At 60.2% G+C, this 14,154-nt stretch carries 15 protein-coding genes and 1 pseudogene; 1 reads left to right on the top strand and 15 read right to left on the bottom strand.

Features of this window, described 5'->3' with window-relative positions; translation table 11 throughout:
* Window positions 1-43 precede the first annotated feature (43 nt).
* The 12 genes and pseudogenes from torT to RS897_RS27550 all read right to left on the bottom strand — a co-directional run bounded on the left by torT (window position 44) and on the right by RS897_RS27550 (window position 11,638).
* Window positions 44-1,096, bottom strand: coding sequence for a TMAO reductase system periplasmic protein TorT (torT, locus tag RS897_RS27605; RefSeq protein ID WP_315831886.1), 1,053 nt, complete (start codon window positions 1,094-1,096; stop codon window positions 44-46).
* 636 nt (window positions 1,097-1,732) lie between these two features.
* A complete protein-coding gene (locus tag RS897_RS27600) occupies window positions 1,733-2,170 on the bottom strand; it encodes a tautomerase family protein (protein ID WP_315831885.1) in 438 nt (145 codons plus the stop codon).
* Between the two features lie 97 nt (window positions 2,171-2,267).
* Window positions 2,268-2,393, bottom strand: a pseudogene (locus RS897_RS27595) (3-oxoacyl-ACP reductase); the annotation flags it as partial.
* A 473-nt stretch (window positions 2,394-2,866) separates the two neighbouring features.
* Entirely contained in the window at window positions 2,867-3,847 is a 981-nt protein-coding gene (locus RS897_RS27590) for a LysR family transcriptional regulator (protein WP_315831884.1), read from the bottom strand.
* Between the two features lie 29 nt (window positions 3,848-3,876).
* The gene (locus RS897_RS27585; RefSeq protein ID WP_315831883.1) at window positions 3,877-5,550 is read right to left on the bottom strand and encodes a carbon-nitrogen hydrolase family protein; all 1,674 of its coding nucleotides are present in this window, start codon (window positions 5,548-5,550) and stop codon (window positions 3,877-3,879) included.
* A gap of 3 nt (window positions 5,551-5,553) precedes the next feature.
* Entirely contained in the window at window positions 5,554-6,414 is an 861-nt protein-coding gene (locus tag RS897_RS27580) for an ABC transporter ATP-binding protein (protein WP_315831882.1), read from the bottom strand.
* A gap of 12 nt (window positions 6,415-6,426) precedes the next feature.
* Window positions 6,427-7,443, bottom strand: coding sequence for an ABC transporter substrate-binding protein (locus tag RS897_RS27575; RefSeq protein ID WP_315831881.1), 1,017 nt, complete (start codon window positions 7,441-7,443; stop codon window positions 6,427-6,429).
* A gap of 4 nt (window positions 7,444-7,447) precedes the next feature.
* Window positions 7,448-8,233 (bottom strand): ABC transporter permease, encoded by a 786-nt coding sequence (locus tag RS897_RS27570; protein WP_315831880.1) that lies wholly within the window; start codon window positions 8,231-8,233, stop codon window positions 7,448-7,450.
* A 342-nt stretch (window positions 8,234-8,575) separates the two neighbouring features.
* Window positions 8,576-9,436 carry a CobW family GTP-binding protein gene (locus RS897_RS27565; protein WP_315831879.1) on the bottom strand — a complete coding sequence of 287 codons (861 nt, stop codon included), beginning with the start codon at window positions 9,434-9,436 and terminating at the stop codon, window positions 8,576-8,578.
* A gap of 93 nt (window positions 9,437-9,529) precedes the next feature.
* The gene (locus RS897_RS27560; protein ID WP_315831878.1) at window positions 9,530-9,727 is read right to left on the bottom strand and encodes a hypothetical protein; all 198 of its coding nucleotides are present in this window, start codon (window positions 9,725-9,727) and stop codon (window positions 9,530-9,532) included.
* A gap of 135 nt (window positions 9,728-9,862) precedes the next feature.
* Window positions 9,863-10,537 (bottom strand): cytochrome b/b6 domain-containing protein, encoded by a 675-nt coding sequence (locus RS897_RS27555; protein ID WP_315831877.1) that lies wholly within the window; start codon window positions 10,535-10,537, stop codon window positions 9,863-9,865.
* A 33-nt stretch (window positions 10,538-10,570) separates the two neighbouring features.
* Window positions 10,571-11,638 carry a hypothetical protein gene (locus RS897_RS27550; RefSeq protein ID WP_315831876.1) on the bottom strand — a complete coding sequence of 356 codons (1,068 nt, stop codon included), beginning with the start codon at window positions 11,636-11,638 and terminating at the stop codon, window positions 10,571-10,573.
* Window positions 11,639-11,641: 3 nt separating this feature from the next.
* On the opposite strand from RS897_RS27550, the gene RS897_RS27545 reads away from it, so the two are divergent.
* On the top strand, window positions 11,642-12,817 hold the full coding sequence (locus RS897_RS27545; RefSeq protein WP_315831875.1) for a LysR family transcriptional regulator: 1,176 nt from the start codon (window positions 11,642-11,644) through the stop codon (window positions 12,815-12,817).
* 33 nt (window positions 12,818-12,850) lie between these two features.
* Here RS897_RS27545 and RS897_RS27540 read toward each other — a convergent pair whose 3' ends face one another.
* The 3 genes from RS897_RS27540 to RS897_RS27530 are packed head-to-tail and all read right to left on the bottom strand — an operon-like array spanning window position 12,851 to window position 14,148.
* Window positions 12,851-13,498 carry a nitrile hydratase subunit alpha gene (locus tag RS897_RS27540; protein WP_315831874.1) on the bottom strand — a complete coding sequence of 216 codons (648 nt, stop codon included), beginning with the start codon at window positions 13,496-13,498 and terminating at the stop codon, window positions 12,851-12,853.
* Between the two features lie 3 nt (window positions 13,499-13,501).
* Window positions 13,502-13,825, bottom strand: coding sequence for an SH3-like domain-containing protein (locus RS897_RS27535; RefSeq protein ID WP_315831873.1), 324 nt, complete (start codon window positions 13,823-13,825; stop codon window positions 13,502-13,504).
* Window positions 13,822-14,148: an SH3-like domain-containing protein gene (locus RS897_RS27530; RefSeq protein ID WP_315831872.1), complete on the bottom strand. Its 327-nt coding sequence runs from the start codon at window positions 14,146-14,148 to the stop codon at window positions 13,822-13,824. Before RS897_RS27530 ends, RS897_RS27535 begins: the two co-directional genes overlap by 4 nt.
* Between the last annotated feature and the right edge of the window lie 6 nt (window positions 14,149-14,154).

Here is a 14,154-nt window from a genome sequence, read left to right as displayed (position 1 = left end):
GCATTGTCGCGCAACCGCAGAGAGGCGGTCGCGCGGCTCTCGATCAGTCCACGGAGTAGACGGGCTGCCAGTTGGCCGGTGCGAAGATGTTGCCGAGATCCGACTTGCCGAGATTCTCCTTGGTAATCATCTCGGGAACGATCATGGGGGCCTTCAAGTATGGCTTGCCCTCCAGTATCCGAACGGCAATGTCGATAGCGATGCGTGCTTCGAGAACCGGCGCAAGAGTGGGAAATCCTTTGACTTCACCGTTCTTCAGGAAATCGAGCATCGCCTGATTTTCATAGGAAGGCAGCAGGTCAATCTTGCCGCGTTTGCCAGCATCTTGCACGGCGCTGACCGCGGCCTCGATTGCAGGCGGAGCCCCCCAGATCACGCCAATGTCTGGATTGGTTTGGAGCGAATCCTCGACAAGCTTGAGTTGGACAGCGACTCCGGTATCACCCCACTTCGTGTCGACAATTTTCGCCGAGGTTCCCTTGAGCCTCTGATCAAAGCCTTTGAGGAAGGACTCGGGCCAACCAGCGCCCTGTGGTCCGGGGAACACGGCGACGCTGACCGGCTTGCCGGGATGTGTATCAAGGAGATACTGGCCGGCCAACTCACCCATAGTGGGATAGTCAACCGAGACCTTGGCCGTGACTGGCGCGTTCGCAACCGGATTGATCAGCGCAACCTGCGGTATCTTCTTGTCCAGACCCTCCTGAAATTTCTTCGCAAGTCCGGCTTCTGAAATCGCTCCTGTAATGATCAGGTCTGGCTTGGATGCGACGCAGTCATCGAATTGAGAGAGCTGCTTCGGAAGGTTCTCGTAGCCACCAGCTTGAAACAGTGTGATTCTAACACCTAGGCGCTTCGCTTCCTCGACCGCGCCGTAGGCCGCAGCAACCCACAAGCTGTCTTTAACGTGCGGGAAAAGGATGCAGATATTCCACTTTTTATCGGCCTTTTCGAGCGGCACATAACCGACCTCCGCCGACTTGCCATTTGCAAGATCGTACACTTTAGCCGGCCACCAATCCGCCGCTTCCGCCTTCGGAATCCCTGAAGCTGCAAGGCCAGAGGCAAGCACGAGCATCAACTTCCAACGCGCCATCATCCCCTCCTAGTTATTGGATACAATATTGCACCCAATATTGGATGCATTCATGGAAGCAATGCTCATGCCAAAATAAACGTACGCATTTTCAAGCCAGGCTCCGATATCGCGCCGAAGGCGGGCTGCAAATCAGCCCAAAAGACAGTCCACGCGCCCAACTTTTAAGCGCAGGCGTTCGTAACAGGTGCTTTGCATCCGACTGCGCTGTCGGCTACCCCCTTCGCGACACGCTTGGGCGTAACAGCGGGGGAACCAACCTCAGAGAGGACGGACAGACACAAGCAGCTCGGAGCCGTGCAAATGGAACGCAACGGCGGCGGATCGTAAATTGTGAGCTACGTGCTGAGTGCACTGATGACTCGGCGCGTTCGATCGCCAGCTCCGCGACATCGGACGCACCCCAGTGGACAAATATGCCGATTATCCAACCACCCGAGCTCAGGAACAGGTTCGCGCTGTTAGCGCAAATGCGCAGTGTCAATTAGTCTGACCGCAAGTACACACCGACTACAGGAGCCGCTGCAATCGCAGGACCAGAATGTCCCTGAATCGGAGCTCAGTTACCGAGTTTCTGTACAAATGTCGCGAAATCTCAACTGGTCTCGCGCATCGGATGACCACTCGATGGAAACCTCACGCTCGCGATCGCAACTTGTCTTGAATCGCGGACGGCAGTCCTGCGAACCAGACCTCTTCCTCACCTGGCGAAGGAAGTATGTGACCGAACTCCGCTACGCTTTGGCCTGGAATATCCGAAATGTATACCCAAACGTCCTCCCTCGACGAACCTGAGATTTCACTTACTGCATCGATGATGCGGGTGAGCAACTTCGCCTTCTGCTCTTGCGTCCGCCCCGACCGGATATCGGCGCGTATCCAGATTTGTCCCGGGCCAGCCTCGTCGCCGCCAATGTAGTGCGAGTGTGGAGAGAGGTCGTTGAAGATGACTTGAACGAAGTACCGCGGAGCAACCGCCACTTCGTGGTGAATCTCGGTCAAGCGTCGTGAGATGCGCGCCCGCTGCTCTGGAGAAAGAACCCCCGAATGGCTGGTACATACGTAGGTAGGCATGTGATAACTTCCTTTCTTTTAAGTTCTAATGACGGCGTCGCTCGGTTTTGCGATACGGACGCTCAGCATTCCTTGAACGCCGCAACTCTCTTTAAGAAATTGCTACTGCTTTGGCGCCAGCGCGAGCATATGCCACCGCAGCCGCCTTGCCGTTGCCCCAACCAGGTCCTGACGAACCTGAGCCGAAGATCAACGCTACGTCACCGTCGAGCGAAAAAATCATTGTTTTTCTTGGACTGGCAATTTGGCGAACTAAGATCTAGCTTGTTTGGGATCGTGCCCAATAACGGGCTATGAAAGATAGTTCGGCGAGCGATTTGTCGCCGCATGATCGAGGTGAGCCTGATACGCCGATCGGCATACAACAGCCCTTTTGCCGAGATAGGAAAGATGTCTCCACTTAGTGTCCCGCTCGTATTGCAATCGGCGTGCCCCGCTGCCGAAATACTTTAAACCGCATGCAGCGCATTATCGACCGAACGCGCAAAGAGATGAATGACCCTCGCTGCCAGTTATTTGACTTCTTCTGCCAGCGCGCAACTGAGTGGTTTTGGTCGCTTGATTGATGAACGTTAAAAATAGAAAACTTAACGAATGGGCGTGTATGTCGGCAGTTTTAGCCACTCTGCTCCCGATAATTTTGACCCGGTATGACCGATATCGATGGCCGATAGTCAATTAAGCGAGATGTACGCCTTACGAAATCCGCTGAGCACGGCTTCCAACCGACTTGAGATAAACCGCGTCTGCGGCAACACGCTTTTCAAGAAACGTCATGACCGCCTTGATCCGCCCGATATGAAGCATGTCTTCGTGCACGGACATCCAGATGTCTCGGATCGAGAAATAGCTTGGGAGGATCGGCACTAAATCGGGATTTTGTGCAGCCACAAATGACGGCAGCATCGCAATTCCGGCTCCACTGCAGGCGGCCATGTACTGCGACACTAGGCTCGTGCTACGAAAAACCACGTGAGGCGGGCGCAGGATATCCGAAAGCCAGCGATTTTCCTTAATATGGATATGCTCATCGATGAAATCGATGAAGCTGTGCGCCTCCAACTCCTTCAGCTCAGTGGGCGCCCGATGTTTCTTCAAATAAGACGTCGCCGCGTACAGAAAAATCTTGAATTCGCCAATCTTCTTGACTGAGAGCCGTCGACCCTTAGGCCGAAAGAAACTGACGAACACATCGGCCTCGCGCCGCGTCATGTCGAGGAGCCGCGTGTCAGTGATCAGCTCAAGCTGTATGGAGGGATATGTGCGTTGAAACTCGGTCAAGCAGGTCGTCAGATACATGCTGCCGATGCCCTCCATACTGGCCAGCCGCACCGCACCGGCGGCGTCGGCGGTTCCGACGACCGTTTCAACGATCGCATTTGCGTTGTTCTCCATTCCCTCCGCGAATTGCAGGAGACGCATCCCCGCTTCCGTCAAGGAAAAGCCCGCCTTGCTACGCTTGAACAAGGATATGTTCAGGCTGCGTTCGAGTTCCCGCACGCGACGGCTGACGGTCGTGTGATCGACCTTCAGCTTCTGCCCGGCCCGAACGAGGTTGCGGGCGCGCGCGACCTCGAGGAAAAAGATCACGTCATCCCAGTTGTAGCGGATCTCGCGCGTTGCGTTGGCTGTGTCCGACTTGGCGATCTGCGGGCTCCCGAGAGTGCTGGAGAACATGCGTTTCGGTCAAGTCCGCCCTGCAACAGTCATGCCGCGACGATCGGCGCGTAAGTCTCCACCAGTCGGTTAGCGAACATATCGACCTTCGGGATCATCAGCTTCTGCCGGCACAGCGCGAGATCGATGTGCTTGGGCATCACGGCGCCGTGCTTCAGAACGCGCGGCGCCGCGACATTGATGTCCCACATCGGGAAGCCGTTCGGTGGAATGACGAGGCTGCCGCCGGGGTATTGCGAATCCGTCCGATTGGCTAGGACGACCGCAACCCTGTTGTCTTCGGCGCGCGGAACAGCGATCAGCTCACGCTCGAACGGCTCACGCAGCGAGGCTGGCCAGAGCACGATGTCGGCCGCACCGATCGCCAGGCAGCGCGACGTTTCGGGAAACACGGCGTCGTAGCCGGACATGACGCCGATCCGGCCGAAGGGCGTTTCGAACACGGGGTAGCTTTCGCCGGCAGCCGCCCACGACCGCTCTTCCGCGGTCAAATGCGTCTTGCGATATTTTGCAACGTCCTGCTTGCCCGGTCCGACCACAAAGGTCGTCACGAAGGTCATGCCCCCCGCTTTTTCCACGCCGGGCACTGCGATCAGACACTGATATTTCGAAGCAATGAACGCGACGCTCGCCAGCAAATCCGGCATCTGCTCCGCGAGCCGCGCAGCTTCGGCTGCATTGAGAATCGCCCGGCCGCAGAAGGCGTATTCGGGTAGGGTGAGCACCTTGGCCCCGAGCTTCGCGGTGTGATCGACCATGTCGAGCACGTCATGCGCCGTGCAGTCGGCCGTGACGTGCATCTGGACCGCGGCGACCTTCGTCACGGACTTAGCAGGCACAAGCGGCCTGTCGGCAATTTTATAAACCGGCGTCTTCTCGTAAGGCTGCGCCATGATGCCGTAGGTCTCCGGCCGGCGGTCGGCGATTTTGTCATTCCGCGCATAGATCGACTTGTCCGCGGCCGCGTCGAGATCGATGTCCGACACGGCAAGGCCATGCGTGTCATAGGGCACCTTGGACAGCACCCTGCCCTTCGGATCCACGATCATGCTGCCGCCGGGATAGTAGATCGAACGTTCATAGCCGGCCTTGGTGGCGGCCACGAGCCAGATTCCGTTTTCGAAGCTGCGCGCGGGACCCCACATGTCGGCCTGGTCCATCGCGAAGAAGTTCGCCATGTCGACGATGACTTCCGCTCCCTGCATCGCCATCGCCCGGAAGATCTCGGGAATGCGCCCATCGAAACAGATCAAGAGACCGATCCGGCCTAAATCCGTTTCGACGACCGGGCACCCCCGCTCGCCGAAGCTGAACCAGTTCTGGTCGTGGGTTGCCAGGAACTGCTTGTGGTAATGACAGACTAATTCGCCGCTTCGGCCAAACATCACGCCCGAATTAAAGATCTTTTCCTTCGTCGGATCCCACTCGGTGATACCGCTGGCGATATAGACGGAATGTTTCCTGGCCAGCGCGGAAAGCGCGAGAACGAATGGACCGTCCGTGATAGTTTCCGCCAGCTCACGGCAGTGTTCCTGCGAGTCAAACAGATATCCCGTGTCCATGCACTCTGGGAAAACGATCAATTCGGCGCCCTGCCGCACCGCCTCTTCGACAAAGCTTGTCGCGAGCGCGATATTGTGTTCGAAATCTCCAAGACGGGCAATCGTTTGTACTGCGGCGGCGCGGAAGCGACGCTTCTTCATATCTCACTCCTTGGTGTTCGGTGTCGTGGAGCTGCGCTTGACCTCGCGCCAGAAGCGGTCGAGGCAGTGGCGCTTCAGCTCGATGAATGCATGTCCCGTGGTGACGTCGAGATCACGCGGCCATGGCAGGTTCACGTCCACGATCTCGGCCACGCGGGTCGGGCGGCGGCTCAGCAGAACAACTTTGTCGGCGAGCTGGATCGCCTCTTCGAGATCGTGCGATACCAGCAGCATGGTCATCTTCCGCTTCATGAAGATGCTCTGCAGCCGCTCACGCATGAATAGCGTCATCTCGTAGTCCAGCGCCGAGAACGGCTCGTCGAGGAACAGCACTTCCGGATCGGTAACAAGCGCCCGCAGGATGGAGACGGTCTGCTGCTGGCCGCCCGACAGCGTATAGGGATAGTCGTTGAGATCGAACGGCACGTCGAACTCAGCCAGTAGCTTGTCGACGCGGCGTTGGCGCTCCTTGCGATCGACCTTCAAGATCTTGAGCGGGTAGTGGATGTTGTCGATCGCCCGCATCCACGGAAACAGCGCTTCGCGATAGTTCTGGAAGACGTAGGACGTCCTCGTCTCGCGGATGGTCCGGCCGTCATAGAGCACCTCTCCGGCATCCATCGGCATCAGACCGGAGATCATGTTGATCAGCGTGCTCTTGCCGCAACCGTTCGGTCCAAAGATCGAGATGAATTTTCCCATCGGCAGATCGATCGAGAAATCCCGGTAGACCGCCGACGCCCGGAACGTCTTTGATAGACCGCGGACCGTCAGCTTCGGCTGCCGCACGCTCGATGGAGCCGCCACCGGGCGCGTGGTATCCGCCGCGCGCGCCGCCCGCTGAACCGAATAAACATTGCTCATGTCGCCGGTCACTCAGTTTCCGAGATCCGACTTCGCCAGAATCTTGTCCTTGACGGACATAGGAGCGCCGATCACGCCCTCCTTGACGAAGATGTCAACCAGCTTCTGATACGAAGTCAGATCCGTCTCATTCAGATCTTTTGAGCTGCGCAGATAGGGCTGCGCGAGATCGTTGAGCTGATCGTCCTTGATCGGGGTGTACCTGGCGAGGATTGGCTTGTACTTTTTGAAGTCTCCGTTGACCATGTCGGTGGCCTGGTCGATGACCTCGACGACCTTGCGCGCGACGTCCGGGCGCTCCTTAGCGAACTTCGAGGTCATGAGCGCCGCCCCGGAATAGAAGGGATCGGCGATCAACTGCGCCGCGGGATTGGTGATGGCCCGCGCCGCCTTGCCGGATGCCACAGCGATCGATCCGACCGGCTCCAGGGCCAGCACGGCATCGACGGTGCCGCCGACGACCGCGGAGACCTGCAGGCCGACCGCGAGCTCGACCAGCTTGATGTCGGTGTCAGGATTGAGGCCGGCGGCGCGCACCATGTGGCGGGAGATGGTCCGCCACTGGATGCCGGGCACATGACCCAGCGTTTTGCCCTTGAGATCGGCAAAGCTCTTGATCGGGCTGTCCGGCTTGACGATCAGCCCATCATTGATGCGGTTGACGGCGATGCCGCCGCCCTGCAAGCCGAACACCTTGAGCTTGCCCGGAAACTTCGACTCCGCGATCATGGCGATGCCCGCCGCGGCGCCGGGAGGTCCGAAATCGGCCCGCTCGGCGATCAGCGCGTCGATAATCTGGTTCGGCGATTCCATCTTCGTCGACACGATCTCGATGCAGGCCTTCTCGAACAGTTTCTCCTCGAGCGCGACGAAATAGGCCGTGGTCTGCATGATCGGAAGCCAGGCGGCGCTGACGGTGTCCATCTTGCTACAGGCGGCCTGGGCTGAGGCGGTCCCGAGGAACAGCGACGAGAGAGCGACGACGAGATACTTGATCATGACGAGGCGGCCTTCATGCTGGTGAGACATCCGACTATTTTCCGGACCAGTGAACGATCGAGCGTTCGACGAGGAGAAGTGCGAAGTTGAGGCCGTATCCCATCGCGCCGGCGACCAGGATCGAGCCGTACATGTCGGTCAGCGAGTACGAGATCTGCGCGTCGATGATGCGGTGACCGATGCCGTCGGTGGCGCCGATGAACATCTCGGCGACGATGATCACGACCAGCGCCATCGACACCGCGGTCCGCAACCCGAGGAAGATCTGGGGCAGCGTCTCGTAGAAGATGACGTCCCTAAAGATGCGCAGGGACGAGGCCCCCATCGAGTGCGCCGCGAGGATCCGGGTCTGGCGCGCATTCATCACCCCGTAGGCGACGTAGAAGACGATGGCAAGCCACGACGCGAACGCGGCCACCGCGATCTTGGCGAAGTCGCCGAGCCCGAACAGCAGTAGGAACAGCGGAAACATGGCGGTTGCGGGCGTCGAGCGGAAGAAATCGATGATGAACTCGATCGAGCGGTAGACGGCCGCATTCGCGCCCAACACGATCCCGGCCGGGACGCCAGCGACGACGGCGATCGCCACCGAATAGCCGACGCGCGTCAGTGTCCGGGCGAAGTCGTTGGTCATACGCCCGGCGTTGATATTGCTCACGGTATCGTGCAGCGTGTCGATCGGCGACGGCAGCAGATCCTTGTTCACCAGCTGCGCCTTGTAGGCGACCCACCAAACCAGGATCAGCAGCAGCGGTCCCACCACGAGTTCCAGCCCGCGGTTGAGGTTCGGTTTTCCGAGAGGGTTGGTCAGCGCGCTCATTTTTCGATCCACGATGCCGGCGCAGAAACGCGCCGGAAGACAGCCAATTTCTTGGCAAACGACGATGAATGGAATGGCGAATTGTGCACCGCGTTGTGCATTTTTCCAAATTGAAATGAAGATTTTGTCTGATTGATTTGCGTGCTCGCATGCCTTGTTTGCGGGCAATCGGACGCCGAGCCCCCTTCACGGCCGCTAAACCGTTTGCACCAATGACGATTGCACGCGCGTGCAGACAAGCGCGCCCGCGCGACTACGCACAAAATTTGTGCGACGCTGGCGGAGTTCACCTGTGTTGCGGTTGCGGAAATCGTCCCGAAAGCCGGTCCGATGCCTTCGATCTCAGCCCCGAGAAGTCGGGGCTCGGCCGTCCAAAATCCCCCGGGAGACCGCCATGGTTGTCGGATCGTTTCCATCGAAGGTGGCAATGTCATCGAAGGCCGCGTCAATCGTCCTGAGCAACTCGGCGCGGTAGAGTTGCCTGCTAATGAACACCAACCGGCCGCGTTTGGGCGCAAGCCCCTGAAATGGCCTGATCTGCAGATCCGACCGCACGACCTGGACCTCAGACCAGATGCCGTCGACCCGCGCGATGCCCTTGATGCGATCCATCTTTGCGCCGTGGCGACGGACGAAATCCGCGAGGTCTTCGCGCACGAGCACCGCCACGAAACGGCACACGCTCGTGAAGCGGTGCAATGTTGAACCGTGCGACATTACCCGCACGGCGGGTTCGCGAGGCTCGTCTCTGGGACGATCCAGAAGGGACGACAGCGGCAGGTCGCCGCGCGCCGCACGAAAGATGGTCGCGGTACGCGTCATCGTGCCCAACAGGGACGACCAGCCTTCGAGCTGGTCCGTGCGGCAAAAATCGATCTTGGTGATCGCGACGACATCCGCGGCTTCCAGCGCGGTGCGGACGCTTCGATCGCGCGTCGAACGATCGGGATCGGCGGTGCCGTCAACCAGCACGACGTGCGATCGCACGTCGATGAGCGGAGCGAGCACCTGGAGCTCGCGAAGCACTGGCAGCGGCTCCGGCACGCCGGACATTTCGACCATGAGAATGTCGACGTGATAGGTTCGGACGAGCTCGCGAATGGCGGGCGCCAACTGATCCTGCGTCGCGCAGCAGATGCAGCCGTTGCGGATTTCCACGATCTCCGGAACGCTTGGCCGGATCAGATCGCCGTCCACACCCATCTCGCCGAATCGCCGCGACGAGCGCCGCCCTCAGCAAGGTGGTCTTGCCGCTGCCGAGTCCGCCCGAGACCAGTATTGCCGGAATTGACATGTCTAGACTAGCTCCGCGAATGCGTCGGCCGCGCGACCTCGGGCAATCACATCCGCCACCAGAAACTCGCTGTCCACGGGCGAGAGATGCGCAAGGCAGAGATCGATCGCTTCGCGAAGATCGCTCCCCGCCACCGCCGCGAGGGTCGCCGCCACGGCGCGATGTGCGTCGGCGGGAACGGCGCACGGATCTTCGAGCATAGCCTGGAGACGCTTCAGCGATCCGGCACGGGCGCGCTGTGCAGATACGGCGCCGGATGGGCGAGCTTCGATGATTCCGTCAAGGTGATCCTCCATTGTTGCGATGGCCGCCGCAGTGGAGATCGGCGCCTCCCGTCATGCCAACAGTCGGAGCGCGCCGTACACGATCAGGCAAGCCGCAGCCAGGCAGACCGCCGCCCCGCGCCGCGACCCGCGAACCTCGGTTTGGTCGACATAGTCCCCCATCGGCTTGCGGCCAGTGATCATTCCGCGAATGAGCCCGGTCCGGCGAAACAGGTCGTAGGAAACGTTCGCGGCGACGTGGATGGTTGCCAGTGCGAGAATTACGTCGAAGCCGAGACGGTGCAGGTAAGTGGCCCAATCGACAGTCTTGACGCTTGCAAGGCGCGCCAACGGTCCTTGCAGGCTCAGATAATCGTCGCCGGCCGAAAAGAGACCCAGCACGGATTGGGCCGCCATTGCGACGAGCAGCGCGATCACCATCCAGCCGCCGAGCGGATTGTGTCCGAGAAACAGCCGCGTCCCGCCCTGCATCTGCGCGCGAACGTATGCGGCCAGCGCCAGTGGCGATCTGACGAAAGAGGAGAATCGCGCAGTCGAACTGCCGTAGAGTCCCCAGAGCAGCCTGAAGACGACGAGCACGAGAACTGCATAGCCGTTCCACTTGTGCCAATCCGGGTGCTGCACCGCGTATCTATTGGTCGCCCAAGCGATCACGACCGTTGCCGCGAGCAGCCACTTGACCATGCGGGTCGGAAGATCCCACGCCATGATGCCGCGCGATGACATCACCATGATCTCCCTGGTCGGCGACCGTCCGGTTCAAGCGAAGGGCGGCATGCCCGGGGCTCCGATCTTGTTGGAGGGCGGCGTGAACTGCAGCACGCGCCAATATTTCATCTCGGGCAGCTTGACCGACGTTGGCGTCCCACGCATAGCGAGAACGGTCGATGCGACTTCGCCATACATCTCGTCTTTCATGATCGGCTTGATGGTCCAGGAATCCAGATCCGTCGTGAGCGACTGCAGCCAGGCGCCGAGTCCACGAACGATTTTGTCGAACATGGGATCGTGAACGGCGACTGTACCGGAGTGATAGTCCTGCCAGGCCAGGAACAGACGCGTGAACTCCTGGCTCTCCCTAGTGTACTCGTCCGCGCGGGCCGCGATGGCCTTTTGCAGATCGCTCTTGGGCATCTGGTCGACAGCCCTGCGTGCTGAGATCGCCGATCCGACCAGCTCCCACATCAACGGAATCTGACGCGCCCAGACGTCGCAACCGTAGACGAGGAACGAAGCCCAGATCAGATCCAAACCCTCGGATCCGCTCAGCACGCACTTATCAGGCTTGATGGCCTCGTTCCGCGCGCCCTTTTCTACCGGCCGTACGCCTTTGGACAGGGCCTCATACACCTCGCTGTACCAGTTCGCCTTGACCGCGCCGGGCCGCCGCGTTGGCGCGGTCGGCCGCTCCCGCATGTCCGGCAATCGACCGCCGACGTTGCCGAGCGTCGATCCGAGCAGGCCGGTGCGCAACAGCTCGATCTCTTCCCTCCAAGGCACGTAGAGCACACGCAGGCAATGATGCAGCACGAACGAGTAATCGTCGAACTGCAGAAACTCCTTGCCTACGCTCGTATAGAACCTGTTGAAGTAAGCTTGCGCGTCCGTGTATTGCACGATCTCAGACATGTGGCCGCGCATGAAGGTCATTTGCGACCGTCCGGCGAGGTCGAGATCCAGCAGGCGCGTCATAGCGAGGTTGGAGACCCGCAGCCAGCGCAGCGCCGGGTCGGACGTATCGCGCGCTGGCTCGGCGCCGACGGCGTTCGGCGCGACGAGAAGCGCCGCGCCGGCGGCCAGCGAGTTGCGGCGGGTGATCATCGGCATGGAGTGTCTCCCAACAGAGGCAATAGTGAGCAGGTCGCGAGCGCAGCAATTGCAGTCCTCGCGCGAGCAATCGATGTTTGGAGTGTCTCTAAGCTATGGGAAAAGAAAATAACGAATTGTGCGACGCGCAGTGCAGAAACACATATGCAAGCTTTGTGTCTCGTCGATCGTTTTGTCTGGCGTTTGCGACCGGGACTTGTCACTGTGGCGCAGGTCCATCCACGGACTTCGAAGGAACGCTGCATTTTGAGGAGCGGGCTCCAGTTCAAACATCTGACCTATCTGGTCATGTTGGCGAAGGAGCGAAATTTCAGCCGCGCCGCCAACGCGCTTGCGATCAGCCAGCCCGCTCTGTCGCAGGCCGTCCAGCAGCTGGAGCGCCATTTCGGCGTCTCGATCGTGCAGCGGCACCAGAGCGGATTTCAGGGTCTCACCGCGGAGGGACAGGACATCCTTGCGTGGGCGCGCCAGGCCGTCGTCGATCACGACCGCCTGGTCACTGAGGCGGGAAAGCCGCATGATGCTGAACTGCGCGGCAGCCTTCGGCTCTCTCTCGCGCCGGTCACGATGTCGATCGTTTCTCTGCTCACGACGCCGTTCGCCGATCGCCATCCGAACGTCACCATCTCGATCAAATCACAAACCCTGCGGCAGCTGGAACAGGATTTTCGCAATTTCGACGTCGATGTCGGCGTAAGCTATCTCGATGCCGTCGAGCATCCCGGCCTGCGACCGTATCAGCTCTACAGCGAGTCATATTACCTTTTGGTCCCGGACGGTCACGACCTCAGCGGCCGCCGCTCGATCGGCTGGAAGGAGGTCGGCGAGCTGCCATTGTGTCTACTGGCGCCGTCGCTACAGAACCGCGTCATCCTCAACGGCGTCTTCGCCCAAGTCGGCGTGACACCGAAGGCGGTGATCGAAACCGACTGCAGTCTCGGCCTGTTCGCGCACATGCGGTCGAACAAATGGCTCACTGTCGTGCCGCACTCCTACTTCTATCTGCTTGGGGACTGGGGATACATTCGCTCGATTCCGATCGAAAATCCGGTCATCACCAGCGCCATCGGCCTCCTCGTTCAGGAACGAAGTCCCCTTCCACCGGTCATCCAGGCCTTTCTGGACACGGCCGAGGAGGCTCAGGTCGGGCAACATCTGGACCGGTTCAGGCCTCGCTGACACGCGATCCGGTCATGGCATTTGGGGTCGCCGTCAGGACGACGGCAGCACGGCTTGGGCTGTCCCGATCATGCAGTCCCGGGTCACCAGCGCGGCAAGATCGGCTTCGGTCATGCCTTCGGCGCCGGCCGGCCTGACCGGAAGCACCAGATAGCGCATGTCGGCATTGCTGTCGTGGACCTGAAGCTCGACGTGGTCCGGGATATGCAATCCAAACTCGTCGAGTACGGCCCTCGGTTCGCGGACAGCACGAGAGCGGTAAGCCTTGCTGATGTACCACGCCGGCGGCTGTCCCAGGATCGACCGCGGGTAGCAGGAGCAGAGCGTGCAACAGACCAGATTGTGCGTGTCCGTGGTGTTCTCGACCACGATCAGCTGCGCTTCGCCGACCGCGATCCCGAGTTCGGCCGCCGCCGACTTTCCGTCCGCTAGAAGACGCTGCCTGTAGCGGTCGTCGGTCCAGGCACGTGCGACGATCCTTGCGCCCAGATGCGCGCCCGGCGCCTCGATCTTCTCGATCTCGCGCCGGACCTCGCCGGGCGCCAGCAGCTTCTGCCGCACCAGCAAGTTCATCAGCGCGTCCACAAGGATCTGTCCCTCGACATTGCCGGCCTCATCCTCCACGACCAGCGGCTCATGGGCATGCGAGTGGTCGTGGTCGTCGTGATCGTGATCGCTCATGATTCAGCACTCCAGTTCGTGGAAACGCTCGGATCGCAGGTCGGGCGACGCTTCGAGCCAGTGATCGTAGATCTCGACGCACAGGCGATCGCCGGGATTGCCCTGGTAATCGTCCCAAAGTTCGGCGAGGTCGAATGCGACTCGATAGAGCGGAATGACCGGCCCGCCGACATCGCCGACCGCGAGCTGCTCCGGGTTGAGGTAGGAGCCGCAGCGATGTAGCACGGTGCCGACGCGGTTGCGCACGTAATGCGGAGTGCGCACGTGGCCGGCCTTGTTCAGTTCGAGCACGATGACCTTGTCGCCCGTATCAAACCGGTGCCTCATTCCCAGCAAGCGTCCGGCGGCGTCCAGCGGCCGCGGACCGCCTCCGCCTCCCTGTCGAACTCTTCGCGGCTGAACACGCCCTTCTCGATCATGATGTCGACGACGGATTCCAGGCGACGTCGATAGAACGACAGTTTCTTGTACTTGTCCTCGCCGAAAGATTCGAAGCCGCGCCGCAGCTCGTCGAGCGACATCATCCGGCGCGTTCCGTCGCCCAGCAGGTTGCGAATTGCCTCGACCTGCTTCTCCCAATGCAGCCATGGCAGCTCGACGATCGGAATCGGACCGGCTTCGTCACCGCCGATATCGTGATAACCTCGCACGGCAAT

The sequence above is a fragment of the Bradyrhizobium prioriisuperbiae genome, assembly GCF_032397745.1.
Lineage (GTDB): Bacteria > Pseudomonadota > Alphaproteobacteria > Rhizobiales > Xanthobacteraceae > Bradyrhizobium_A > Bradyrhizobium_A prioriisuperbiae.
This window is presented reverse-complemented; position numbering and strand designations above follow the sequence as displayed.